Annotated in this window: 22 protein-coding genes and 1 pseudogene; 10 read left to right on the forward strand and 13 right to left on the reverse strand. The window is 71.3% G+C overall.

Going from position 1 to position 23381, the window contains the following annotated elements; genetic code table 11:
- Positions 1–82: 82 nt before the first annotated feature.
- Positions 83–355: a protealysin inhibitor emfourin gene (locus H343_RS0119670; RefSeq protein WP_028432550.1), complete on the reverse strand. Its 273-nt coding sequence runs from the start codon at positions 353–355 to the stop codon at positions 83–85.
- Between the two features lie 211 nt (positions 356–566).
- Positions 567–1703, reverse strand: coding sequence for a M4 family metallopeptidase (locus H343_RS0119675; protein ID WP_051265566.1), 1137 nt, complete (start codon positions 1701–1703; stop codon positions 567–569).
- A 356-nt stretch (positions 1704–2059) separates the two neighbouring features.
- Here H343_RS0119675 and leuA point away from each other — a divergent pair, with 356 nt between their 5' ends.
- Complete coding sequence (gene leuA / locus H343_RS0119680) at positions 2060–3826, forward strand: 2-isopropylmalate synthase (protein ID WP_028432552.1); 1767 nt, start codon at positions 2060–2062, stop codon at positions 3824–3826.
- 139 nt (positions 3827–3965) lie between these two features.
- On the opposite strand, the gene H343_RS31640 is transcribed toward leuA, so the two are convergent.
- Positions 3966–4460, reverse strand: a complete 495-nt coding sequence (locus H343_RS31640; protein WP_106958889.1) for an ATP-binding protein — start codon at positions 4458–4460, stop codon at positions 3966–3968.
- Between the two features lie 246 nt (positions 4461–4706).
- Between H343_RS31640 and H343_RS0119690 the strand changes: the two genes are divergently transcribed.
- The 6 genes from H343_RS0119690 to H343_RS0119715 all read left to right on the forward strand — a co-directional run bounded on the left by H343_RS0119690 (position 4707) and on the right by H343_RS0119715 (position 9683).
- A complete protein-coding gene (locus tag H343_RS0119690) occupies positions 4707–5522 on the forward strand; it encodes a Scr1 family TA system antitoxin-like transcriptional regulator (RefSeq protein ID WP_028432553.1) in 816 nt (271 codons plus the stop codon).
- Positions 5519–5725, forward strand: coding sequence for a DUF397 domain-containing protein (locus H343_RS0119695; protein ID WP_028432554.1), 207 nt, complete (start codon positions 5519–5521; stop codon positions 5723–5725). Before H343_RS0119690 ends, H343_RS0119695 begins: the two co-directional genes overlap by 4 nt.
- Positions 5726–5873: 148 nt before the next feature.
- On the forward strand, positions 5874–6551 hold the full coding sequence (locus H343_RS31645; protein WP_051265587.1) for a TerB family tellurite resistance protein: 678 nt from the start codon (positions 5874–5876) through the stop codon (positions 6549–6551).
- Positions 6552–6587: 36 nt separating this feature from the next.
- The gene (recO, locus tag H343_RS0119705) at positions 6588–7355 is read left to right on the forward strand and encodes a DNA repair protein RecO (protein WP_028432555.1); all 768 of its coding nucleotides are present in this window, start codon (positions 6588–6590) and stop codon (positions 7353–7355) included.
- A 129-nt stretch (positions 7356–7484) separates the two neighbouring features.
- Positions 7485–8330: an isoprenyl transferase gene (locus H343_RS0119710; RefSeq protein WP_028432556.1), complete on the forward strand. Its 846-nt coding sequence runs from the start codon at positions 7485–7487 to the stop codon at positions 8328–8330.
- 9 nt (positions 8331–8339) lie between these two features.
- Complete coding sequence (locus H343_RS0119715) at positions 8340–9683, forward strand: hypothetical protein (protein ID WP_028432557.1); 1344 nt, start codon at positions 8340–8342, stop codon at positions 9681–9683.
- Positions 9684–9728: 45 nt separating this feature from the next.
- Here H343_RS0119715 and H343_RS0119720 read toward each other — a convergent pair whose 3' ends face one another.
- The 4 genes from H343_RS0119720 to H343_RS0119735 form a co-directional block, all read right to left on the reverse strand.
- Entirely contained in the window at positions 9729–10145 is a 417-nt protein-coding gene (locus tag H343_RS0119720) for a Fur family transcriptional regulator (protein WP_028432558.1), read from the reverse strand.
- A gap of 72 nt (positions 10146–10217) precedes the next feature.
- Positions 10218–11135: a metal ABC transporter permease gene (locus H343_RS31650; protein WP_051265570.1), complete on the reverse strand. Its 918-nt coding sequence runs from the start codon at positions 11133–11135 to the stop codon at positions 10218–10220.
- Positions 11132–11926, reverse strand: a complete 795-nt coding sequence (locus tag H343_RS0119730; RefSeq protein ID WP_037904405.1) for a metal ABC transporter ATP-binding protein — start codon at positions 11924–11926, stop codon at positions 11132–11134. The genes H343_RS31650 and H343_RS0119730 overlap by 4 nt, the downstream gene beginning before the upstream one ends.
- Positions 11927–12040: 114 nt before the next feature.
- Positions 12041–13054, reverse strand: coding sequence for a metal ABC transporter substrate-binding protein (locus H343_RS0119735; protein WP_037904407.1), 1014 nt, complete (start codon positions 13052–13054; stop codon positions 12041–12043).
- A 149-nt stretch (positions 13055–13203) separates the two neighbouring features.
- Between H343_RS0119735 and H343_RS0119740 the strand changes: the two genes are divergently transcribed.
- On the forward strand, positions 13204–14586 hold the full coding sequence (locus H343_RS0119740; protein ID WP_028432561.1) for a glycine--tRNA ligase: 1383 nt from the start codon (positions 13204–13206) through the stop codon (positions 14584–14586).
- Between the two features lie 99 nt (positions 14587–14685).
- On the opposite strand, the gene H343_RS0119745 is transcribed toward H343_RS0119740, so the two are convergent.
- The 3 genes and pseudogenes from H343_RS0119745 to H343_RS36045 all read right to left on the reverse strand — a co-directional run.
- Entirely contained in the window at positions 14686–15306 is a 621-nt protein-coding gene (locus H343_RS0119745) for a Uma2 family endonuclease (RefSeq protein WP_486586968.1), read from the reverse strand.
- 126 nt (positions 15307–15432) lie between these two features.
- A complete protein-coding gene (locus H343_RS34950; protein WP_486586969.1) occupies positions 15433–15837 on the reverse strand; it encodes an aminoglycoside phosphotransferase in 405 nt (134 codons plus the stop codon).
- Between the two features lie 98 nt (positions 15838–15935).
- Positions 15936–16259, reverse strand: a pseudogene (locus H343_RS36045) (phosphotransferase); the annotation flags it as partial.
- 151 nt (positions 16260–16410) lie between these two features.
- On the opposite strand from H343_RS36045, the gene dusB reads away from it, so the two are divergent.
- Together dusB and H343_RS0119760 are read left to right on the forward strand one after the other, a co-directional pair.
- A complete protein-coding gene (gene dusB / locus H343_RS0119755) occupies positions 16411–17550 on the forward strand; it encodes a tRNA dihydrouridine synthase DusB (RefSeq protein WP_028432564.1) in 1140 nt (379 codons plus the stop codon).
- A 57-nt stretch (positions 17551–17607) separates the two neighbouring features.
- On the forward strand, positions 17608–18660 hold the full coding sequence (locus tag H343_RS0119760; protein WP_028432565.1) for a zinc-dependent alcohol dehydrogenase family protein: 1053 nt from the start codon (positions 17608–17610) through the stop codon (positions 18658–18660).
- A 168-nt stretch (positions 18661–18828) separates the two neighbouring features.
- On the opposite strand, the gene H343_RS0119765 is transcribed toward H343_RS0119760, so the two are convergent.
- From H343_RS0119765 to H343_RS0119775, 3 genes are all read right to left on the reverse strand, one after another.
- On the reverse strand, positions 18829–20847 hold the full coding sequence (locus H343_RS0119765) for a glycogen debranching N-terminal domain-containing protein (protein ID WP_028432566.1): 2019 nt from the start codon (positions 20845–20847) through the stop codon (positions 18829–18831).
- A gap of 4 nt (positions 20848–20851) precedes the next feature.
- The gene (locus H343_RS35615; protein WP_486586970.1) at positions 20852–22360 is read right to left on the reverse strand and encodes an MGH1-like glycoside hydrolase domain-containing protein; all 1509 of its coding nucleotides are present in this window, start codon (positions 22358–22360) and stop codon (positions 20852–20854) included.
- A gap of 92 nt (positions 22361–22452) precedes the next feature.
- Complete coding sequence (locus H343_RS0119775) at positions 22453–23256, reverse strand: sugar phosphate isomerase/epimerase family protein (protein ID WP_028432567.1); 804 nt, start codon at positions 23254–23256, stop codon at positions 22453–22455.
- Positions 23257–23381: the final 125 nt, after the last annotated feature.

Genomic DNA, 23381 nt, shown 5'->3' on the forward strand with positions numbered 1-23381 from the left:
CGGTGCCGCGACGGGGGCAGCGACGGGTCGGGCCCCGCCGGGAGAGGCACACAGGGGCACCAGGAGCACCCGCGGCGGTCCGTCACCGGCCGGAGCCTTCCGAGAGCACAGTCTTGACCAGCGCCGACTGCGCCTCCGTCAGGCGCGGGTCGGCGAAGTGGCCCGTGGCCCCGTCGACTTCGATCTCGTAGGCGAAGCCGTCCGGCACGCCCAGGGGCCTCTCGCTCGTGCCCTCGGCCAGCGCGGTGCGGGCGAGAGCGGTCAACTCGGCGGCGTCGGGCCGCCCGTCGGTCTCCAGAGCGGCCCGGCGGGCCAGGCCCGCGAAGCCGCCTGTGCGGGTGACGGTGATACGCATAGGGTCATCTTCCCGCCGTGGTGGCCGTTTCGCGCGGTCCCGGGCCGGGCCGAGTCGTCGGGTGCCCGAATTCGACCCGGCCCGGGGCCACTTCCGGCTCGGCTCCGGCGCCGGTTCCCGTCCGGTCCCGGATTCCTGTCCGGTCCCGGTTCCGGACCCGCCGGTTCGGCGCACGCGGCGTCCGCCGCCGAGCCGCCGAGCCGCCGAGCCGCTACGCCGCGTCGGCTCCGGCGCCGCGCAGGGAGACGCCCACCGCGGACCACGACTTGCGCACCGCCTCCAGCTCGGCGCTGCCGTCCCCGTACCGGGAAGCGGCCGCCGCGACCGTGGCGTCGGCGAACGCCTCGAAGCCGGCGTCCGGAGCGAGACCGCCCGCGGTGAGAGTGTCGTACCAGACCTGCCCCGCGCGCTCCCAGGCGTTGCCGCCCAGCTCCGTGGCGAGCTGGTAGAAGGCGTGGTTGGGGATGCCGGAGTTGATGTGCACGCCGCCGTTGTCGGAGCCGGTGTGCACGTAGTCGTCCATCGTCGCCGGCTGGGGGTCCTTGCCGAGGACGTCGTCGTCGTAGGCCGTGCCGGGCGCCTTCATCGAGCGCAGCGCCTTGCCCTCGACCTCGTCGGTGAAGAGGCCGTCGCCGATGAGCCAGTCGGCCCGTTCGGCGGTGTGGCCGAGACCGTACTGCTTGATGAGGGAGCCGAAGACGTCCGAGACGGACTCGTTGAGCGCACCCGACTGCCCGAAGTACTCGAGATTCGCGGTGTACTGGGTGACGCCGTGGGTCAGCTCGTGGCCGATGACGTCGACGGGCAGCGTGAAGTCGCGGAAGACCTCGCCGTCCCCGTCGCCGAAGACCATGCGCTCGCCGTCCCAGAAGGCGTTGCCGTACTTCTCGCCGTAGTGGACGGTCGCATCGAGGGGCAGGCCCGCGTCGTCGACGGAGTGGCGGGAGTAGACGCCGAGGAAGAGGTCGAAGGTGGCGCCCAGACCCGCGTAGGCACGGTTGACGCTGGCGTCGTCCGTGGGCTCCTCGCCCTCGGACCGCACCGCGGTGCCCGGCAGTTCCTCCTTGTTGCCGGCGTCGCTGATCGTGCGCCGCGGCTTCTTCTCGGCGTCGTCGCCTATGCGGGGGACGGCCGCGCCCGCGGTCATACGGACGGTGGTGATGCGGCGGCGGGTGCGCTGAAGCGCGTCGCGCTCCAGGGTGCGCCGGGCCGGCCCGTACAGGGCGGGGTTGCCGGAGCGGGAGAGGTGGTCGAGGAGATGGGGCGGGATGATCGTGCAGAAGACGGGGTGCCGGGAGGGTCTGAACACGGACCGTGCCGATGAGGTGCGCGCTGAGTGTGCGTCCATACCACATAACGTGGCACAGGGTCATTGCCATGTCACTCCCCGCTGCCATGATTCGCACGAAGAGGTACAGAAGTGCCCAACTCCCTTGCCCTCACGGGAGCCTCGTCCGTGCACGGGGAGTGAGGAGGTGCCGGGGCGGAATGATGCGCCGTCCCGCATGGTGATACGGGGTCCGGTATCCGGTGCGTCTCCGTTAGGCTGTCGCCATCATGCTTTTCGGGCTGCTTCTTCTTAGCTGCCGCGGCGAGGGTCTGTAGGAATCAGGCCGGCCCCCTCCCCGCGGAGACCGGTGCTGCCGCCGTCGGCCCCCGAAGCCCACTACGCGGAGCCCCTCCGCGATCAGGAGCCCAAGCATCATGACTTCCTCCGCCTCCTTCGGCCGTCCCACGCCCGTGACCGCGGCGACCGTACGGCAGAAGCCCTCAGGGATGCCGGTGCACAAGTACCGCCCGTACGAGGCCGTCGACATCCCCGACCGCACCTGGCCGGACAACCGCATCACCCAGGCCCCGCGCTGGCTCTCCACCGACCTGCGCGACGGCAACCAGGCCCTGATCGACCCCATGTCGCCCGCGCGCAAACGCGCCATGTTCGACCTGCTGGTGTCGATGGGCTACAAGGAGATCGAGGTCGGCTTCCCCGCCTCCGGCCAGACCGACTTCGACTTCGTGCGCTCCGTCATCGAGGAGGGCGCGGTCCCCGAGGACGTGACGATCTCCGTCCTCACCCAGGCCCGCGAGGAGCTGATCGAGCGCACCGTGGAGTCGCTGCGCGGCGCGCACCGCGCGACCGTCCACCTCTACAACGCCACCGCACCCGTCTTCCGCGAGGTCGTCTTCCGCGGCACGCGTGAGCAGGTCAGGCAGATCGCCGTGGACGGCACCCGTCTGGTGACAAAGTACGCGGAGAAGCTGCTCGACGACCGTACGTCCTTCGGGTACCAGTACAGCCCGGAGATCTTCACCGACACCGAGCTGGACTTCGCGCTGGAGGTCTGCGAAAGCGTCATGGACGTCTGGCAGCCGGAGGACGGCCGCGAGATCATCCTCAACCTGCCCGCGACCGTGGAGCGTTCCACGCCCTCCACGCACGCCGACCGCTTCGAGTGGATGTCCCGTAACCTGTCCCGCCGCGAGCACGTGTGCCTGTCCGTGCACCCGCACAACGACCGCGGCACCGCCGTCGCCGCCGCCGAGCTGGCGATCATGGCGGGCGCGGACCGTATCGAGGGCTGCCTGTTCGGTCAGGGCGAGCGCACCGGCAACGTGGATCTGGTCACCCTGGGCATGAACCTCTTCAGCCAGGGCGTCGACCCGCAGATCGACTTCTCGCAGATCGACGAGGTCAAGCGCACCGCCGAGTACTGCAACCAGATGGACGTGCACTCCCGCCACCCCTACGTCGGCGACCTCGTCTACACCTCCTTCTCCGGCTCCCACCAGGACGCCATCAAGAAGGGCTTCGAGGCGATGGAGGTCCGCGCGCAGCAGCACGGCACGGGCGTGGACGAGATGGAGTGGGCGGTCCCGTACCTGCCCATCGACCCCAAGGACGTGGGGCGTTCGTACGAGGCGGTCATCCGCGTCAACTCCCAGTCCGGCAAGGGCGGCATCGCCTACGTCCTCAAGGGCGAGCACCACCTGGACCTGCCGCGGCGGATGCAGGTCGAGTTCTCGAAGATCATCCAGGAGAAGACCGACAGTGACGGCGGCGAGGTCACCCCCGCCGCGATCTGGGAGATCTTCCAGCACGAGTACCTGCCCACCCCCGACACACCCTGGGGCCGCATCGCGCTGCGCTCCGGGCAGTCCACGACCACGGTCGAGGGGCAGGACGCGGTCACCGTCGAGGCGACCGTCGACGGCGAGGACGTGGTCCTGGAAGGCACCGGCAACGGCCCGCTGGCGGCCTTCTTCTCCGCCCTCCAGGCCGTCGGCGTCGACGTGCGGCTCCTGGACTACGTCGAGCACACGATGAGCGAGGGCGCGGGCGCTCAGGCCGCCGCGTACATCGAGTGCGCGATCGGGGACAAGGTGCTGTGGGGCGTCGGGATCGACGCCAACATCGTCCGCGCCTCGATCAAGGCCGTCGTATCGGCGGTCAACCGGGCTTCCCGCGGCTGAGCGGGCCGCCGGCAGAATCCGTCATCGGCCGTCCTGCCCCTCCGCCTCCGGCGCGGCGGGGCAGGACGGCCGTGGTGCGCGGGGGCCCGCGCGGCGGTCTGTCCGCAGCCGTACAGGGACCACCCACCCCCGGCAACGCTCAGGGAAGGTCCAGCTCCGCCCACACCGTCTTTCCGGGAGCGGGGCCGGGTCGGCGATCAGAGACGCCCCAGCGCGCCGCCAGGGCCGCGACGAGGACCAGCCCGCGCCCCGATTCGCTCTCCGCGTCCGGTGGTTCGGGCACCGACGGGACACGCGCCCCCGTACGGGCGTCGCACACCTCGATGCGCAGAACGCCCCGCGTGTGGGCGGGTGCCGCTATCAGGCCGAGCGCGAACTCCCGTCCGGGAACGCGCCCGTGGGAGACGGCGTTGCCCGCCAGTTCGGCCACGATCAGTGAGGCGGTACGGGAGATGTCGCCGTCGTAGGGGAAGTCCCACTCGTCGAGCTGCGCCGCCGCGAGCTGCCGGGCCAGGCGCGCACCGCGCGGCGTCGGCGCGAAGAGGCGGCGGAATTCACGCGTACCGAGCGGCGATCCGCCGCAGCGGTGCCGGAAGAGGAGATGGCTGGAGGGGATGCGGATGTCGGGGTCCATGCACGGTCCAACTCCCCGACCAGCACGCCGGGCTCTGTGCACGCCGCGTACGCACGGGGACGTACCGGCAGGCGCGAAGGGCGCGGACCGGTGCGGCGGCCGGGGTCCGGCCCGGCGGCGGGTGCCGGGCCGGGCGGTGCGCCGTGTACGCGTTCCTGTCGCATCTGTACGAGCTGTGACCCGTAACCCTCACAGCAACCCTACGGGTTGGCATGACGTGGACGGGACGGAGCGAGGGGTGGTCACGTGGGTCAGCAGGACGATTCGGGGTCGGGGACGCTCAAGTACTTCGGAAGCCAGCTGAAGTTGCTCAGGTGCCGGGCAAGGCTCTCGCGCGGCGGCCTTGGCGAGCGCATCGGGTACTCCGAGTCGACGGTCGCATCCGTCGAGCAGGGACGCCGCATGCCGCAGCGGGACTTCATCGAGCGCGCGGACGAAGCGCTGGGCGCCGACGGACTGCTGCGGATCGGCGCGGAGCATCTGATGCGGGAGCGCTATCCCAGCTGGTTCCATGACTTCGCCGTGCTGGAGCCGGACGTGCTGAGCCTGAACTCGTACGAGAACCATGTCGTGCCGGGCCTCCTTCAGACCGCGGAGTACGCGGGAGCCGTCATGGCGGGGCGCTGTCCGCCCCCGGAGGACGAGGAGATCGAGCAGCGCATCGCAGCCCGGCTCGACCGGCAGGCACTGGTGACGCGCACTCCGCGTGCGGTATTGAGCTTCGTCGTCGAAGAAGCGGTGCTGCGGCGTCCCATCGGTGGCGCGGACGTGATGCGGGGGCAGCTTCAGCACATGCTCCACTGTTCCGCGATGCGTCACGTCTCCCTGCAGGTGATGCTGACCCGGCAGGAGCGGCACGCAGGGTTGCAGGGCCCGATGGTGCTCCTGGAAACTGCGGAAAGCCGTAACTTGGCCTACATCGAGGGCCAGCGCGGAAGTTTCCTGATCTCGGAGCCCAGCGAGGTCGGTGTGCTGACCCAGCGGTACGGCATCATCCGGGCGCAGGCTCTGAGCCCTGAGGAGTCACGGCGACTCATCGACGATGTGGCAGGAGAGCTATGAGCACCGTGGACGGCGCATCCGGTCACTCCGGACTGCTGTGGTTCAAGAGCAGTTACAGCGGCGACGACGGCGGCAACTGCGTCGAGGTGGCGACCGTGGATGCTGCCGTGCTCGTACGGGACTCGAAGGACGGCGAGGGTGTGCCGCTCGCTTTCCCGGCGGAGGCCTGGGTCGGCTTCGTCGCTCTCGCCGGGCAGCTCTGACCGGACGCCTGAGCGTGCTTCGGGCAGGGCGTGCCCGCCCGGTCCTGGAGCGTACGGAAGCGGGGTGCTGACGCCGGCTCCTCCTTGTGGTTAACATCACGTTCACCGGCAGCGTGGCCGATTCGTGACGGAGGTAGGCGTGAGCGGCGTGAGGCACTCCCGTGACCAGCGAGGAAGCTGGTGGACGGGCGGTCGTGGGAGGGGCCCGGCGGGTGTACGCACCAGCTGGCGCACCGTCGGCGACGGGGACTTCTTCTGTCCCGGATGCGGCGGCGACCGCAGCTACCGCCGCCGTGAGGGCCGCCGCCGCCTGGTGCTGCTCGGCGTGCCGCTGCTCTCCCGCGGAGCGGTGGAGCCCGTCCTGGAATGCGCCGCCTGCCGCGAACACTTCGGCACGCAGGTGCTCGACCACCCCACCACGTACCGGCTCGCGTCCATGCTGCGCGACGCCGTGCACGCCATTGCCCTGACCCTCCTCGCCGCGGGCGGCAGCGAGAGCCCGACGGCCCGCCGGACCGCCGTCCACACCGTCCGCGGGGCGGGCTTCCCGGAGTGCACCGAGGACCAACTGCTGACGCTGATGGCCGCGCTGAGCGCCGGCAGCGTCTCCGCCGAGATCGAACTGCACGAGACGCTGGCCCCGCTCGCGCCCCATCTGGCCTCCGCGGGCCGGGAGAGCCTTCTCCTGCACGGCGCGCGTATCGCCCTGGCGGACGGCGCGTACCGGCCGGCCGAGCGGGACGCGCTGGCCGCGGTGGGCCGTTCGCTGCGGATCGACGAGGAGGACGTCGACCGGCTGCTGGCGGAGGCCCGTACGCCCTCCTGAGCGCGGGCCCGCCGCCGTGTGGGCGACAATGTCCGCATGACCCTGTTCCGCGACGACGGCATAGTGCTGCGCACCCAGAAGCTGGGTGAGGCGGACCGGATCATCACTGTGCTCACGCGCGGGCACGGACGGGTGCGGGCGGTCGCCCGGGGGGTGCGCCGGACGAAGTCGAAGTTCGGGGCCCGGCTGGAGCCGTTCAGCCACGTCGACGTGCAGTTCTTCTCACGGGGCAGCGAACTGGTCGGCCGGGGGCTGCCGTTGTGCACCCAGACGGAGACCATCGCGCCGTACGGCCGGGGCATCGTCAGCGACTACGCCCGCTACACCGCCGGTACGGCCATGCTGGAGACCGCCGAGCGCTTCACCGACCACGAGGGCGAGCCCAACGTGCAGCAGTATCTGCTGCTGGTGGGCGCGCTGCGCACCCTGGCCGCCGGTGAGCACACGCCCGGTCTGGTGCTCGACGCCTTCCTGCTGCGGTCGCTCGCCATGGGCGGGTACGCGCCCAGCTTCGAGGACTGCGCCAAGTGCGGCCTGCACGGCCCCAACAGGTTCTTCTCCGTCGCCTCCGGCGGCGTGGTGTGCGGCGAGTGCCGGGTCCCCGGCAGCGTCGTACCCTCGCCGGAGGCGCTGCGGCTGCTGGGGGCGCTGCTCACCGCGGACTGGGAGACGGCGGACGCGGCCGAGGCGCGGCACGCGCGCGAAGGCACCGGCCTGGTGTCGGCCTATCTGCACTGGCACATGGAGCGGGGCCTGCGCTCGCTGCGCTACGTCGACCGCACTCCCGGGGCGGAGCGGTCCTGACCGGCGTCGACGTCCACCGGTCGGCTACGCTCGCACTGCCCCACGCATCCTGATACACCCCGAACCACCCTGGTCCACCCCGAACCGCATCCCGATCCGAGCGATCCCGTCCCCTGGAGCTGAACGCCCATGGCACGCCGCGGAATGCTGCAACGGCAGCATCGCGAGTACGTCACCCCCGAGCCGCACCCCTCCGGTGAGCGCCCGCCCAAGATCCCGGCAGAGCTGGTGCCCGGCCATGTGGCCTGCGTGATGGACGGCAACGGCCGGTGGGCCAAGCAGCGCGGGCTGCCGCGCACGGAGGGCCACAAGGTCGGCGAGGGCGTCGTCCTGGACGTGCTCAAGGGCTGCCTGGAGATCGGCGTCAAGAACCTGTCCCTGTACGCCTTCTCGACGGAGAACTGGAAGCGGTCACCCGAAGAGGTGCGCTTCCTGATGAACTTCAACCGTGACGTCATCCGCCGCCGCCGCGACGAGATGGACGAACTGGGCATCCGCATCCGCTGGGTGGGCCGGATGCCGAAGCTGTGGAAGTCCGTGGTGCGCGAGCTGCAGGTCGCGCAGGAACAGACCGTGGACAACGACGCGATGACGCTCTACTTCTGCGTCAACTACGGCGGCCGTGCGGAGATCGCGGACGCCGCGCAGGCCATCGCCCAGGACGTACGGGCCGGGAAGCTCGATCCCTCGAAGGTGAACGAGAAGACGCTCGCGCGGTACCTCTACTACCCCGACATGCCCGACGTGGACCTCTTCCTGCGGCCCTCGGGCGAGCAGCGCACGTCCAACTACCTGATCTGGCAGAGCGCTTACGCGGAGATGGTCTACCAGGACGTCCTCTGGCCGGACTTCGACCGCCGTGACCTGTGGCGGGCCTGCCTGGAGTACGCCCGCCGCGACCGCCGCTTCGGCGGCGCGCAGCCGCTGGACGGCGGAACGAAGGGCGGGGGAGCCCCGGAAGGCGAGTCGTCGTAGTGTCGCGTCATGTCAACCACGCCTGACGGCACTTCTCCTGACGCTGACGCCGATGGCCCTCCTCCCCCCGGGGACCGGAGGCTCCTCGGGTCCAGGCGCGGCGCGCGCCGGACGCTCATCGTGCTGATATCCCTGGCCGTGGTGGCCGGCAGCGGCGTCGTCGGCCGGGTGTTGTGGGGGCAATACGAGGACCACCGGGACCGGGAGGCGAGCCGCGCGAAAATCGATCGGGCCTGTGCGCGACTGGTCGACCCCGACGCGGTGCTCGCCCTGCGCGGGGGAGCCGTGAGGGTCAAGCCCGACAGTGACGGGGCCACCAGAATCGGGACCCCGGGTGACCGAAGCTTCCACGATGGCAAACCGACCGGCTCCTGCCGGATCTACCGGGTCGGGGAGCCCGGCACCACGTACGCGCACTTCGAGCTGCTTGTCGCCCGGGAGCCGGGCAGCGACTACGCGAACATAGTCGGTTCCGAAGAGGGGCCATTCGAACGACACGGCTGGGACGGGCCGTCGAGGGACATGACCCGCCGTGCGCCCGAGCCGCTGCCCCAGCCCCTGGCGGACGGCAGGTCAGGCTACTTCACCGACGACAGCGTCGTGGTGCGCGCCCGGTGCAAGGGCAACTCCGAGGACGAGACTTCCCTGTTCGTGCGGGCGACGGCCCCGGACGGCGAGGACGTGGAACGTGTGACGGAATCCGACCGCCTGGCCCTTGCAGACATGGCGACCCGCGCCACGAGGAAGGCCGCGCACAAGCTCGGATGCCGTACTCGTGTCGCCGCGCCGCCCCACCGGCTCCCGGAACCCCCGGCAAAGCTGGGTGAGCCGGAGAAGGCAGCGGGCGCCTGTGCCTGGTACGCGCGGCTGGTACGCGAGTCCGGCCGCGGCGAACTCCCCGACCGGGCGCTGGGTGCCCAAGCGGGGAGCGCGGCCTGGCAGGAGAGCTGCCTGCTCGGAGTGAGCCCCTCCCTCACCACCACCCTGTGGAACCGGCACGAGAAACTCATGGGGGACACCAACCTCGGTACTGCCCTGAGTACTTCGCCGTGGTGGATGCAGTTCGAGAGCTACTTCAGGGACGCCGCCAGGGACGTCGTCTCCGACGGCCTTGGGCGCAAACAGGTCACCCTGCGTCCCGGCACCGCGGGAAGCATCAACGGTCTGTGGTGGGCCTCCTCCACCTGCCGGGGCGAACCCGCCGTGCACGTCATGACCTCGAGTTACCCGTACGAGCGGGTCGTGGCCCAGCGGGCGCGGGAAGCGCTGCGCGCGTACGTGTCCGACGTGGCCGAGCGCCGCGACTGCACCGACGTGAAGCTGCCTCCGGCGTCGGCGTTCCAGGACCGCTAGGTCTTCAGTCCACGGCGGCCGGGGAGACGGAGCGGTGCGTGCCGCTCACTTCTTCCCGGCGGCGCACTCCCCGCACGTACCGAAGATCTCGACGGTGTGGCCGACGTTCACGAATCCGTGTTCCTCGGCGACCGACTCCGCCCACTTCTCCACCGCCGGGCCCTCGACCTCGACGGCCTTGCCGCAGCGCCTGCACACCAGATGGTGATGGTGGTCGTCGCTGTGGCAGCGGCGGTAGACCGACTCGCCCTCGTCGGTGCGCAGCACGTCGACCTCACCCGCGTCGGCGAGGGACTGCAGCGTGCGGTAGACGGTGGTCAGACCGACGGAGTCCCCACGGTGCTTGAGCATGTCGTGCAGTTCCTGCGCGCTCCGGAACTCCTCGACCTCGGCCAGGGCCGCCGAGACGGCCGCACGCTGCCGTGTCGACCGGCCGCGAACAGGGGGACCTGCGGTGGGCACGCGCTCTCCTTCGTTCGTCTGGTCGCTCTGCGGACCTGCTCGGTCATTGTGCCAGGAGTCGGGGCACCGTCCCTACGCCCTGGACGCTCCGCCGGTGACGCCCTCGGACTCCGGACCGGTCCCGGTCCCGGCCTCGGCGCCCGTGTCCGCGTCGGCCGCGGTACCGGCCCGGCCGGCCCCGCGGCGCGCGAGGGGCGCGCCCAGTGCCGTCACCACGGCGAACAGCGCGATCGCCAGCACCACGATGCTCGCGCCCGGCGGAACGTCCGCGTAGTACGAGGTCGCGGTGCCGGAGAGCGTAACGGAGACCCCGAACAGCACGGACAGCCCGAGTGTGGTGGCGAAGCCCCGGGTGACCTGCTGCGCGGCGGCCACCGGAATCACCATCAGCGCGCTCACCAGCAGCAGTCCCACCACCCGCATCGCCACCGTGACGGTCACGGCCGCGGTGAGGGCCAGCAGCAGATTGAGCATCCGTACGGGCAGGCCGGTGACCCGGGCGAACTCCTCGTCCTGGCACACGGCGAAGAGCTGCCGCCGCAGCCCCAGCGAGGCGGCCAGGACGAAGGCCGACAGGCAGACGATGGCGACCACGTCGGAGTCGGAGACCGTGGTGATGGAGCCGAAGAGGTAGGTGGTGAGCGAGGCGTTGGAGCCGTTCGGCGCCAAGTTGATGATCATGACGCCGCCCGCCATGCCGCCGTAGAAGAGCATCGCGAGGGCGAGGTCGCCGCGTGCCTTCCCGTACCAGCGGATCAGCTCCATCGCGATCGCGCCGAGCGAGGCGACGAGCACCGCCGTCCACACCGGGCTGGTGTTGAGCAGGAAGCCGAGGGCGACGCCGGTGAGCGCGACATGGCCGATGCCGTCGCCCATGATCGCCTGACGGCGCTGGACGAGGTAGATGCCCACGGCCGGTGCCGCGATGCCCACCAGCAGCGCGGCGAGCAGCGCACGCTGCATGAAGGGGTAGTCGAGCAGCTCGGTCATACGTGCGTCCCCGGGTTCACTTCGCTCACGGACAGTCCGGACCCGATCGCCGAGGCGTCCGCCTGAGGACCGGGAGTGTCGTGCGGATGGCAGGCCAGGTCGTGCAGCGCCTCGGGGTCGGTGACGCGCTCGACCAGGCCGTCGCGCAGCACCACGGCGCGGTCGATCAGCGGGGCGAACGGGCCCAGCTCGTGCAGGACGACCAGGACCGACGTCCCGTCGCCGACCTGCTCGCGCAGCGCGGAGGCCAGGACCTCCTGGCTGGGCAGGTCCACCCCGGCCAGCGGCTCGTCCATGAGCAGCAGTTCGGGGTCGCCGGCCAGCGCGCGGGCGATGAGCACCCGCTGGTGCTGGCCGCCGGAGAGGGCGTTCACGGAGTCCCCCGCGCGGTGCGACAGACCGACCAGCTCCATCGCACGGCCGACTGCCCGCCGGTCGGAGCGGCCGAGCGGACGCAGCCCCCTGCGGGCGAGCCGTCCCGAGGAGACCACTTCCCGCACGGTGGCGGGGACACCGGCCGCCGCGGTGGAGCGCTGCGGTACGTAGCCCAGGCGGCGCCAGTCGCGGAAGCGGGCGAAGGGGGTGCCGAAGAGTTCCAGCTCTCCGCCGGTGAGCGGAACCTGCCCGATGACGGCGCGGACGGCCGTGGACTTGCCGGAGCCGTTGGCGCCCAGCAGGGCGACGACCTCGCCGCGGCCCAGTGTCAGGTCGACGCCGCGCAGGACGGCGCGTGCGCCCAGCGAGGCGGTGGCGGCGCGGAGGGACAACACGGTCTCCGGTGCGGCGGCCATGGGCGGGGCCTTCCTGTGTGGTCGGTGCCCGGCGGTCGCCTGTACGGGTGAGGGCCGGGGAGCTGCGGGTTCGGGGGCTGCCACGGAGCCGGGGAGGACACCGGGCCGGTGTCCTCAGACCGCGCCGAGGGCGGTCTGCAGCGAGGTCAGGTTCTGGCGCATGACCGAGAAGTAGTCGTCGCGCTTCGGGTTCTGCACGCTCTCCAGGGGGCTGAGCACACCGGTCTTGAGATTCAGGTCGCCCGCGAGGGTCTTGGCGGTCTTGTCGCTGGCGCTCGCCTCGAAGAAGACGGTGTCGACGTCGTCCTCCTTCGCGATCTTGTGCAGTTCCTTCATGCGGGCGCCGCTCGGCTCGGACTCGGGGTCGACGCCGGAGACGGCGGCCTCATGGAGGCCGTAGCGGTCGGCGAGGTAGCCGAAGGCGGCGTGGGTGGTGATGAAGGTGTCGGTCTTCTTGTTCTTCAGACCCTTCTCGAAGTCCGCGTCGAGGGCGTCGAGGCGTTCGACCAGGGTGGCGGCGTTCTTCTTGTAGACCTTCGCATGGGCCGGGTCGGCCTTGGCGAGCTGCTCGCCGACGCCTTCCGCCACTTCGGCGTAGCGCACCGGGTCGAGCCAGACGTGCGGGTCGTCGCCCTGGCCGCCCGCGGAGTGGTCGTGCCCGTGGTCGTGACCGCCTTCTTCGTGCCCGGTCTCCCCGTGCCCGCCTTCCCCGTGTTCCTCGGCGTGGTCCTCCTCGCCGTGGACGTCTTCTCCGTGCTTCTTGAGAGAGGTGTACGACGAGGCCTCGGCCACGTGCTCGGGCTCGGCCTGCTGGATGCCCTCGTCCACCGCGGGCTGCAGGCCCTTGAGGTAGACGACGAGGTCGGCCTCGCTGAGGCGGCCGGTCTGCTGGGGGCTCAGCTCCAGGTCGTGCGGCTCTCCGCCGGGCTTGGTCAGCGACTCGACCTCGACGTGCTCGCCGCCTATCTGCCCGGCGAGATATTCCATGGGGTAGAACGAGGCGACGACGTTCACCTTGCCGTTCTCCTCGTCGCCGGAGCCGCCCCCGCAGGCGGTGAGCGTGACCCCGCCGAGGCCGAGGGCCGTGGCGGCTGAGACGGTGCGTATGAATCGTCGGGAAGCGTTCATGACACTCATTTTCAGCCTTCTTGGAAACGATTGTCAAATGATGTGTCCGCCGACGGCCGATCCGGCACCGATGCCGCACCGATTTGATCCCGCCCCCTCCTGGATCGGTAACCTGAAGTATTCCGTCCGCCGTTGATGAAGAGAGCACTGTGGCCGCCGACAAGATCGACACCATCGTCAGCCTGAGCAAGCGCCGTGGCTTCGTGTACCCGTGCAGCGAGATCTACGGCGGCCAGCGCGCCGCCTGGGACTACGGGCCGCTCGGCGTGGAACTCAAGGAGAACATCAAGCGCCAGTGGTGGCGCGCCATGGTCACCTCGCGCGACGACGTCGTCGGGATCGACTCCTCGGTGATCCTGGCCCCCCAGGTGTGGGAGGCGTCGGGGCACGTCGCCACCTTCACCGACCCGCTGACCGAGTGCACTTCCTGCCACAAACGCTTCCGCGCGGACCACCTGGAGGAGGCCTACGAGGCCAAGCACGGGCGGCTGCCGGCCCAGGGCCTCGCCGACGTCAACTGCCCGCACTGCGGCAACAAGGGCGCCTTCACCGAGCCCAAGCAGTTCTCCGGGCTGCTCTCCACCCACCTCGGCCCCACCCAGGACGCGGGCTCCGTCGCGTACCTGAGGCCCGAGACCGCGCAGGGCATCTTCACCAACTTCGCCGCCGTGCAGCAGACCTCGCGCAAGAAGCCGCCGTTCGGCATCGCGCAGACCGGCAAGTCGTTCCGTAACGAGATCACGCCCGGCAACTTCATCTTCCGCACCCGTGAGTTCGAGCAGATGGAGATGGAATTCTTCGTCAAGCCGGGCGAGGACGAGAAGTGGCACGAGTACTGGATGGAGCAGCGCTGGTCCTGGTACACGGGCCTCGGCATCCGCGAGGAGAACATCCGCTGGTACGAGCACCCCAAGGAGAAGCTCTCCCACTACTCGAAGCGCACCGCCGACATCGAGTACCGCTTCAACTTCGGCGGCAACGAATTCTCCGAGCTCGAAGGCGTCGCCAACCGCACCGACTTCGACCTGGGCGCCCACTCCAAGGCCTCCGGCCACGACCTGTCGTACTTCGACCAGGAGGCGGGCGAGCGCTGGATTCCCTACGTCATCGAGCCGGCGGCCGGCGTCAACAGGGCGATGCTCGCCTTCATGCTGGACGCCTACATCGAGGACGAGGCGCCCAACGCCAAGGGCAAGCTGGAGAAGCGCACCGTGATGCGCCTCGACCCGCGGCTGTCACCCGTCAAGGTCGCGGTGCTCCCCCTCTCCCGTAACGAGAAGCTGTCGCCGAAGGCGCGGGGGCTGGCGGAGACGCTGCGCAAGCACTGGAACATCGAGTTCGACGACGCCGGCGCCATCGGCCGCCGCTACCGCCGGCAGGACGAGATCGGCACGCCCTTCTGCATCACCGTCGACTTCGACACCCTGGACGACAACGCCGTCACGGTGCGCGAACGCGACACGATGAAGCAGGACCGCGTCTCCCTCGACCAGATCGAGGGCTACCTCGCGGGGCGGCTGCTCGGCTGCTGAGCGAGCAGAAGTGAAGCAGGGGTGAAGTGCCCGGCCGGTCCGCAGAACTTCGCGGACGTGTCGGGCACTTCGCGTCGCTCGCCCCCCGCCGACGGGCGGTCAGCCGTCGTCCGGTTTCCCGTCAGCACGCTCGGCCGGTGCCCCGAAGCCGACCGTCTCCAGCTCGCAGTCGAACGGTGCCGGAATGTGCAGCGTCTTGCCGAACGGCACGGTCGTACGGGACGTGTAGCCCTTCTCGGACGGCGCCCAGAAGACGGTGGCCGACTCCTCCCGCATGTCCAGCAGCAGATAGACCGGCACGCCTTGCTTGCCGTAGACGGGAGCCTTTTCCTCCCAGTCGGCGTCACGCCTCGAGTCGGAGGTCAGCTCCGCCGCCAGGGAGAGCGCTTCGCCGTCGACGTAGCGCCCTCGGCCATGGAAGGCGCGTTCGTCCGCCGCGTACACGTCGGGCCCGTAGCCTCGTTCCTGTTCGGGGAAGGAGAACAGGAAGGGCGCGACGTCGACGACGTGTCCCGCTGGGGCGTGCGGCTCCAGTTGTGCCCGGACGGACCGCATGATGGGCAGGTAGAACCTCTGCGACCACGGTGACACGACGATGCTCCCCCTGATGATCTCAGCCCGGTAGCCGTCGGGCACCTCCATGGTCAGAAGAGTCCGGCACAGCTCCTGGAACCGGGCCGGGCCGTCGGGGGTCTCTATGGGCGTCGGTCGCTCAAGCATCACCGTCATGATGCGCCTTTCCTGGTGAGTGATCCAGTCGTCACCCAACGTAGCGGCACGGTCCGACAACCGGCACCGGAGACCTCCGTGCCGGGGCCCGACCGCTTCTGCCGCTTTCAGCGCGCTTCACCGGAGCAGCGCGGTCAGCCTGTCGGCCTGCCGGTCGGCGGTGGCGGGCGGATTGCGGCGGCCCCCGGCCTCGTCGAACCGGAGCAGGAACAGCCAGACCAACGCGAGCAGGCACCGGCACTTCTCCAGTTGCGCGGACTCCGCTGCCGTCAGGGCAAAGTGCCCCAGGAAGGACGCCACGTCGAGCGGTTCCTCCACCCAGCAGCCCACATGCTCGGTGATCTCCGCCAGTTCGAACACGCGGTCGCTGCGACCGGAGTCCTCGAAATCGACGATCCGGACTCGGCGGCCGTCCCAGAGGAAGTTGGCGAGATTGCCGTCCCCCGCTCCGAAGACGGCTGGAACTTCCTGCTCCCCGGATTCCCCGGGCTCCTCCAGTCCGGCGCTCTCGAGCCACTCCATTCCCGCCGCCATGGCACGCCCACAGCGCCGCCGGGCAGTGCCCGGGAGTTCGGGGCCCAGGAGCGAAGCGAGCCGAGCAGATCCCGTCGTCCGCCGGGCCTCGGTGGAACGGGGGCCAGGTCACCGGTGGGGACGGCGGCGTGGAGTTGGCGCACCGCGTCTGCCAGAGCAGCGGTCTGCTCGCCGTCCGGCACGCGTCCGCGCAGCGGCTCACCGGGCAGCCGCGACATCACGATCACCGGTTCCGGGGCCGTGAGATCTGCATGGTGGGGAGCGGGTGCCAGCCCCGGGGCGTGCCTCTCGAGCAGGCGCAGCGCCCGCCACTCACGCTCGCCTCCGCCTTGGTCCGCGCCGAGGAAACGCTTGGTCACGCTGTGCGGACCCAGCTCCACCCCGTGCGTGCTCCACCGGTCCGCGCCCATGGCACGATCCTGTCAGTGCCGCGGACGGTCCCGGCCGACCGGTGCCTGTCGGGCCGGAACCGGGGATGCGGGACAATGGGGGCGGCCCAGGCGCTGTGCGCGCCGGCCCGCCGCCCCGAAACGCCCGTGCCTCCCGGAGGACACCCCCGCCATGACGTCGCCGCTTCACATCGGTCCCCACGCCGTCCAGCCCCCCGTGGTGCTGGCGCCGATGGCGGGGATCACGAACGCGCCGTTCCGGACGCTGTGCCGCGAATTCAGCGGCGGCAAGGGGCTGTTCGTCAGCGAGATGATCACCACGAGGGCGCTGGTCGAGCGGAACGAGAAGACCATGCAGCTCGTGCGCTTCGACGGCAGCGAGCGGCCGCGCTCGATCCAGCTCTACGGTGTGGACCCCGTCACCGTCGGCAAGGCGGTCCGCATGATCGCCGACGAGGACCTGGCGGACCACATCGACCTCAACTTCGGCTGCCCCGTGCCCAAAGTCACCCGCAAGGGCGGCGGTTCGGCGCTCCCGTACAAGCGGCCGCTGCTGCGCGCCATCCTGCACGAGGCCGTGGGCAACTCCGGCTCTCTCCCGGTCACGATGAAGATGCGCAAGGGGATCGACGACGACCACCTGACGTATCTGGACGCCGGCCGTATCGCCGTCGACGAGGGCGTCACCTCCATCGCCCTGCACGGGCGTACGGCGGCGCAGCACTACGGCGGCACCGCCGACTGGGACGCGATCGCGCGCCTGAAGGAGGCGGTGCCGGAGATCCCGGTACTGGGCAACGGCGACATCTGGTCCGCCGGCGACGCGCTGCGGATGGTGCGCGAGACGGGCTGCGACGGCGTGGTCGTGGGGCGTGGCTGCCTCGGGCGGCCGTGGCTGTTCGCCGACCTCGTCGCGGCGTTCGAGGGGGCGGGCCCGCAGGAGTACGCGCGGCCCGGCCTGCGTGAGGTCTCCCGGGTGATGCTGCGGCACGCGGCGCTGCTGGGGGAGTGGCTCGGTGACGAGGCCCGCGGCGTGATCGATTTCCGCAAGCACGTCGCCTGGTACACCAAGGGCTTCTCGGTCGGGTCGCAGGCGCGGCAGCGGCTGGCTGTCGCCTCCTCGCTGGAGGAGATGGCCGAACTGCTCGAAGGGCTCGACCTGGACCAGCCGTGGCCGCAGGGCGCGGACGGTCCCCGCGGCCGCACGCACGGGCGCAACAAGGTGGTGCTGCCCGACGGCTGGCTGAAGGACCCCAACGACTGCGCCGGCGGCGTCGACGCGGACGCGGAGTCGGACACCTCCGGCGGCTGAGGAACTTCTGCCCGGAACGGCAGCACGCCGAGCACGGGGCTGGGATACTTCCCGCTCGTGAAGGCCATCGTCTATGAGGAGTTCGGGCAGCTTCCCGTGCTCCGTACCGTTCCGGACCCGTCCCCCGCTCCCGGCGGTGTCGTCATCGAGGTGGCGGCCACCGGGCTGTGCCGCAGTGACTGGCACGCGTGGCGGGGACACGACCCGGACGTGCGGCTGCCGCACGTCGGCGGACACGAGTTCGCCGGGACGGTGGTGGGCACGGGGCCCCAGGTGCGGCTGCCGTGGACGGGGCAGCGGGTGACCGTGCCGTTCGTCTGCGGCTGCGGCACCTGCGCGCAGTGCGCGACGGGCAACCAGCAGGTGTGTGAACGGCAGCGGCAGCCCGGTTTCAGCCACTGGGGCTCCTTCGCCCAGTACGTGACGATCGACCACGCCGACGGCAATCTGGTTCCGCTCCCGGAGTCACTGGACTCCCCGGCAGCGGCGGCGCTGGGATGCCGTTTCGGCACCGCGTTCCGCGCGGTCGTCCGGCAGGGCGGTGTCACCGCCGGCGACTGGGTGGCGGTGCACGGCTGCGGCGGCGCCGGTCTGTCGGCGGTCATGGTGGCGGTGGCCGTGGGTGCGCGCGTCGTGGCGGTCGACGTCTCGGCCGCCGCCCTGGACCTCGCCCGCGAGCTGGGCGCCGCGGCCACGGTGGACGCCTCCACGGTGGACGACGCCGGGGCCGCGGTCGCCGAACTCACCGGCGGCGGCGCCCACCTGTCGCTGGACTGCCTCGGCGATCCCCGCACGTGCGCGGCGTCCGTACGGAGCCTGCGCCGCAGGGGGCGTCATGTGCAGGTCGGGCTGCTGCCCGCCTCACAGGCCGCGGCGGCGGTCCCGATGGACCTCGTCGTCGCCCACGAGCTGGAGATCGTCGGCAGCCACGGTGTCCAGGCCCACGAGTACCCGGCCATGCTGGGGATGGTGGAGTCGGGTGCGCTCCGTCCGGAGCTGCTGCTGCGGCGCACGATCGGGCTGGAGGAGGCGCCCAAGGCGCTGATGGAGATGGACATCCCGGTGCCCGGCTCTCCCGGCGTGACGGTCGTCAGCCCCGCCGTCGTCTGACCCCTCTCCCGTCAGGCATGCGGCATGCCCTGGGCCGTCGTGCGTGTGGGCCCTCCGGCCACCCCCGAGAGGTGCGCGGGTCCGCCCGCCCGTCACCGTTCCCTGCCGCGAGGGCGAAGGGGGCGGGGAGAGGGAGGACGGACCCGGTGGGAACCGCTCAGGCCGGGGTCACACGGCGCCTTCCAGCGCCGTCAGCAGAGCGAGCGGCGTTGCGGCGGACCATGCCTGCGGTGAGCAGGCGTGCGGATAGGGCACCGGGTCCGGGTGGTCGCCGCGTGAGTAGCCGGCGAGCACCTCTGGGAGCCGGTAGCCCTGACGTGCGGCGGCGTCGACCATGCCGTGCGCGAGCTTGCGGGTCTGCGCGGACAGCCCGTGGCGGGCGAGGCCCAGGGCGATGAGGGCGTTGTCGTGCGGCCAGATGCTGCCGCAGTGGTAGGAGAGCGGGTGGTACGGGGCCTGGCCCTCCGCCAGTGTGCGCACGCCCCAGCCCGAGAAGAAGTCCGGCTCCAGCAGCCGCCGGCCGACGGCACGTCCCCTGTCGTCGTCGAGGATGCCGGACCACAGCAGATGACCCGCGTTGGAGGCGAGGGCGTCCGCGCGGGTGCCCGCACTGTCGAGGGCGATCAGCGGGAAGTCGTGCTCCGTCATCCAGAAGTCGGCGTTGAACCGTTCCCGCAGCAGCTGGGCGGCCTTCGTCAGACGCTCCGCGTACGCCTCGTCCTGCCAGACGGTACGGGCGAGTGCGGCGGTACGGCACAGCGCGTCGTAGGCGTACCCCTGCACTTCCGCGACCATGACCGCGCCAGTGGGGCGTGTGCCGTCGGAGGTGCATACGGAGCCCGGCGAGTCCTTCCAGTTCTGGTTGGCCAGGCCGCGTTCGTGGGCGTGGTAGGCGAGATAGCCGTGGGTGTCGAGACCCCCGTGTTCGAACATCCAGTCGACGGCTGCGCGTGCCTGTGGCTCCAGACGGCGGGCGAGGGGAACACCGTCCGAGTCGTCCGCGGGCACCCGCTCGTTGTACGCGCCGAGGAGGATCAGGAAGAGGGGTGTGGCGTCGACCGAGCCGTAGTAGCGTCCGTAGGGCACCTGCTCGAAGTGGGCGAGTTCGCCGTGCCGCACCTCGTGCACGATCTTGCCGGGCTGGGCGAGGCGTTCGTCCTCGTGCTCCCGCGCCTGGGTCGCGGCCAGCGCGAGCAGCGTCGCCTCGGCAAGCCGGGGCCGGTGCGGCAGCGTGAACAGCGAGGTCAGGAGGGAGTCGCGGCCGAAGAGGGTCAGGAACCAGGGGACGCCCGCGCCGGGTATGAGCAGCGACTCCCCGTCCGGACCCGGCGCCGTGACGCGCAGCCCGGCGAGGTCGGTGAGCCCCTGCTCGCAGGCGCGGGCCAGTTGGGGCCAGTCGGTGAGCGAGGCGGGCACGGGCTCCGCCGAGGTGAAGTCGGTCGTACCCGCCCTCAGCCGTGCCAGGACGGCGGTGGGGTCGGCGAGTCCGCCCTCCTCCTCCCGTCCGCCGGTGCCGCCGTCCCCGCCGTCCCCGCCGTGCGGGTGTGCCGTCACCCGCAGCCGCAACTCGGCCGTGCCGTGCGGCGGGAGGCTCAGCAGCCAGCTCAGCTGCCGCGCGGAACTGCCCGTCTCCTCGACGGTCTCCGGTGGCGGCTCGGCCGTGACAGCCGTGCGGGAGTGCCACTCGCCGCGGCGGTAGCCGAAGTCGACGCCGTCCGCGCGTGCCCTGCGCGTACGCACGGCGTGCGGCTTGTCGTAGAAGCGGTGGTCCGAGCGCAGCTCGAACTGGTCGGCGAAGTCGGCGTCGACGGTGAGTGACAGCCGTGCCGTGGTCGCTTCGCCCAGATTGCTGGTGAGGCGGATACGTTCGCTCAGCACGCCGCTCTCGACGGCCTGTTCGCGGAAGACGGTGTAGGCGGGTGGCTCCTCGCGGGTTCCGTGCGGAGTGAGTACGGCGGTGCCGGTGCTGTCCGTCGCGGGCACCAGTACGGCCGGGGCGGAGCCGTCGACGGTGAGCTGCCAGCGGCTCAGGTGGCGGGCGTCCCGTACGAACAGGCCCTCGGGCACGTTGCCTTCGGACTGCACACTCGGCAGGGCCCATCCGGGTGTGCCGGTGACATCGCCGGAGGGGCCCAGTACGGCGAACGTGCCGTCGTGGACCAGCAGTCGGTGCTCGGTCGCATTCACAGGGTCAGGGTCCTTCCTCGGACTCGGACGTGCGCTGTGGTCCGTGCGTTGAGGTGAACTCGGTCGGCCGGGCCTCCGGTTCGCGCTCGGACCCGTACTCGGGCGGGTGGAGCAGATCGAGGGCGAGGGCGGCGGTCCAGCTGAAGTCAGACGTTCCCCGTCCGCTTCCCGTGTACGGGTCGAGATACTCCGCGAATCGGGACGAGGCGGCCGCGGCGAGCACGTCGGCCCGCAGGGAGTCGGCCCCCTCCTGCTCCCCGCACCGCCGAAGCCCGCGCTCCAGCAGCCAGTTGACGTTGAACCAGGCCGGCCCGCGCCAGTACCGGTACGGGTCGAAGGCGGGCCCGAGCAGGTCGTAGCTGGGCACCAGCCGTACCCGTGTGCCCAGCCCGTAGTGCTCACCGCGGACCGTGCGCAGCAGGGAGTCGGTGACACGGCGGGGCAGCCCGGGGACGATCAGGGGCAGCAGCCCGGCGACGCTGCGTACGTCCACCAGTTCGCCGCCCGCGTCCGCATCCGCTTCCCACTCCGCTGTGCCTTCTGCTTCCCTCCCCGCTGTGCCTTCCGCCTCTCCGTCCCGCTCGCGCCGGCCGCCGCGGCGCCCTGCGCGCAGGTCCCGGCACAGGAACTGACCGGCCTCCGGCGACCACAGGCGCCGTACGAGCGCGTCCGTCATCGCGGCTGCCCTCTCGCGGTGCGGGCCCGCGTCGCCGCCGAGTTCGTCCACGACCGCGGCCAGCGCGTGCTCGGAGGCCGCGAGCAGCGCGTTGAATCCCGGGTCCTCGACGGCGAAGGGGTGCGGCGCGTCCGCGTCCCGGTAGCCGTGCTCGCGGTAGTCGGCGGCCAGGCGTACGTAACGCCCGTAGTCCAGGTCGGTGGGCCGGTCGGCGGCGGCTCCGTGCGTGAGGTCCGCGCGGCGGAAGGAGCCTGCGGCGGCGGGCTCGATCCGTGCCAACGGGCCGTCCCAGCAGGGGCTGTTGTCCATCCCCGGCTCCCAGGGGTGCACGACCGCGGCGAGACCGCCCCCGCCCAGGTCGCGGCTGTCCGCGAGATAGCGGTGCCACGCCCTCAGCCGCGGCAGGACGCGGGTGAGGAATCCGCGCCGCCGGGAGAGGGCCGGGTCGGCACAGTGCACCAGCCACGCGGCGAGCGCGTGCACGGGAGGCTGGACGATCCCGGACGTCTCCACCTCGCGCGGGGCCCCGGCCGCGGTGCCGCGGGTGGAGGAGCGCCAGAAGTCCGGGCCGGGGAAGTACGCGTCGAGCGGCACGTGCGGACTGAAGACGATGTGCGGGACGCGTCCGTCGCCCCACTGCGCCGACAGCAGTGTCTCCAGCTCCCGTTGGGCGCGGACCGCGGAGAGATGGCGCAGCCCGATGGCGATGAACGCCGAGTCCCAGCTCCACTGGTGCGGATAGAGGCCGCGGGAGGGCACCGTCGAGGCGCCCGTCCAGTTGCCGAGCAGGACGCGGCGCGCGTCGGCACGCAGCCGGAGGCGCCCGGAGTGGTCCAACCGTTCTGCGTGCGGCGGGAGTCCGCCTCCTGCGGCGGGGGCCGCCGCCTGCTCCGGCGCCGGGGCAGGCACAGGAGCGGGCGGGGCGGGGCTCACGCCGCCGCCCGGGCGAGGAAGGAGGGCACGGACCGCAGTGCCCCGGCGGTGTCGTCACCGGTCAGCCTGCATTCGAGGGCCAGCGGTCCGGTGTAGCCGGCGCTGTCGAGGGCGCCGAGCCAGGCGGGCCAGTCCAGGTGCCCGGCACCGGGCTGGAAGCGGTTGGAGTCGCTGACCTGAGCGTGCCCGATGTACGGGGCCGCGGCGAGTATCGCCGCCGGCGGGTCCGCCTCCTCGATGTTCATGTGGTAGCTGTCGATGCCGATGCGCACGGAGTCTAGGCCGGTCTCACGGATCAACCAGGCTGCCTGGCTCAGCCTGTTGACCATGTGGTCCTCGTACCGGTTGAGCGGTTCGAGGTAGAGGGTGACGCCCTCGCGGCGGGCGTGTTCACCCAGTTCCGTCAGGCCGGTGAGCAGCACCTCGCGGTCCTCCTCCTCGCTGCGCGGCGGCTCGAAGGGAGGCAGCCGCCGGGAGAACATGCCGTACGAGGCGGGGGTCTGGGCGCCCGTGCCGCCCAGTTCGGCGATGACCGAGAGCTGCGACTTCATCTGCGCGAGGGCGTCGCGCCGCAACTCCTCGTCGAAGGCGCCGAAGAAGTGCTGCATGTCGACGCACACAGTCGGCATGACGACTCCGTCCGCCCGTGCTCTGCGCAGCTCCGGCAGCCGGTCGCGGAAGCGGAAGTCGCCCTTTCCGCGCAGCTCGACGGCGTCGTAGCCCGCGGCCTGCGCGAACTCCCACTTCTCCTGAAGGGTCTGCCCCGGCAGCAGTTGCTCCTGGCAGGCGGTCGTGAACATTCCTGGTGCCTTTCGCGTGGTGCGCGCTGGTGCGGTGTGCGGTGTGCGGTGTGCGGTGTGCGGTGTGCGGTGATGCGGAGCCGGTGCGCCGAGGGGGCCGGTGCGCCGTCGCCGGTACCTGCCGG

This window comes from Streptomyces sp. TAA204, assembly GCF_000424965.1.

Excerpts from the sequence above, each read along its gene's own strand:
- H343_RS0119670 (WP_028432550.1), bottom strand. The coding sequence starts at position 355 with ATGCGTATCACCGTCACCCGCACAGGCGGCTTCGCGGGCCTGGCCCGC.
- H343_RS0119675 (WP_051265566.1), bottom strand. The coding sequence starts at position 1,703 with ATGGACGCACACTCAGCGCGCACCTCATCGGCACGGTCCGTGTTCAGA.
- leuA (WP_028432552.1), top strand. The coding sequence starts at position 2,060 with ATGACTTCCTCCGCCTCCTTCGGCCGTCCCACGCCCGTGACCGCGGCG.
- H343_RS31640 (WP_106958889.1), bottom strand. The coding sequence starts at position 4,460 with ATGGACCCCGACATCCGCATCCCCTCCAGCCATCTCCTCTTCCGGCAC.
- H343_RS0119695 (WP_028432554.1), top strand. The coding sequence starts at position 5,519 with ATGAGCACCGTGGACGGCGCATCCGGTCACTCCGGACTGCTGTGGTTC.
- recO (WP_028432555.1), top strand. The coding sequence starts at position 6,588 with ATGACCCTGTTCCGCGACGACGGCATAGTGCTGCGCACCCAGAAGCTG.
- H343_RS0119710 (WP_028432556.1), top strand. The coding sequence starts at position 7,485 with ATGGCACGCCGCGGAATGCTGCAACGGCAGCATCGCGAGTACGTCACC.
- H343_RS0119715 (WP_028432557.1), top strand. The coding sequence starts at position 8,340 with ATGTCAACCACGCCTGACGGCACTTCTCCTGACGCTGACGCCGATGGC.
- H343_RS31650 (WP_051265570.1), bottom strand. The coding sequence starts at position 11,135 with ATGACCGAGCTGCTCGACTACCCCTTCATGCAGCGTGCGCTGCTCGCC.
- H343_RS0119730 (WP_037904405.1), bottom strand. The coding sequence starts at position 11,926 with ATGGCCGCCGCACCGGAGACCGTGTTGTCCCTCCGCGCCGCCACCGCC.
- H343_RS0119735 (WP_037904407.1), bottom strand. The coding sequence starts at position 13,054 with ATGAACGCTTCCCGACGATTCATACGCACCGTCTCAGCCGCCACGGCC.
- H343_RS0119745 (WP_486586968.1), bottom strand. The coding sequence starts at position 15,306 with ATGCTTGAGCGACCGACGCCCATAGAGACCCCCGACGGCCCGGCCCGG.
- H343_RS34950 (WP_486586969.1), bottom strand. The coding sequence starts at position 15,837 with ATGGAGTGGCTCGAGAGCGCCGGACTGGAGGAGCCCGGGGAATCCGGG.
- dusB (WP_028432564.1), top strand. The coding sequence starts at position 16,411 with ATGACGTCGCCGCTTCACATCGGTCCCCACGCCGTCCAGCCCCCCGTG.
- H343_RS0119775 (WP_028432567.1), bottom strand. The coding sequence starts at position 23,256 with ATGTTCACGACCGCCTGCCAGGAGCAACTGCTGCCGGGGCAGACCCTT.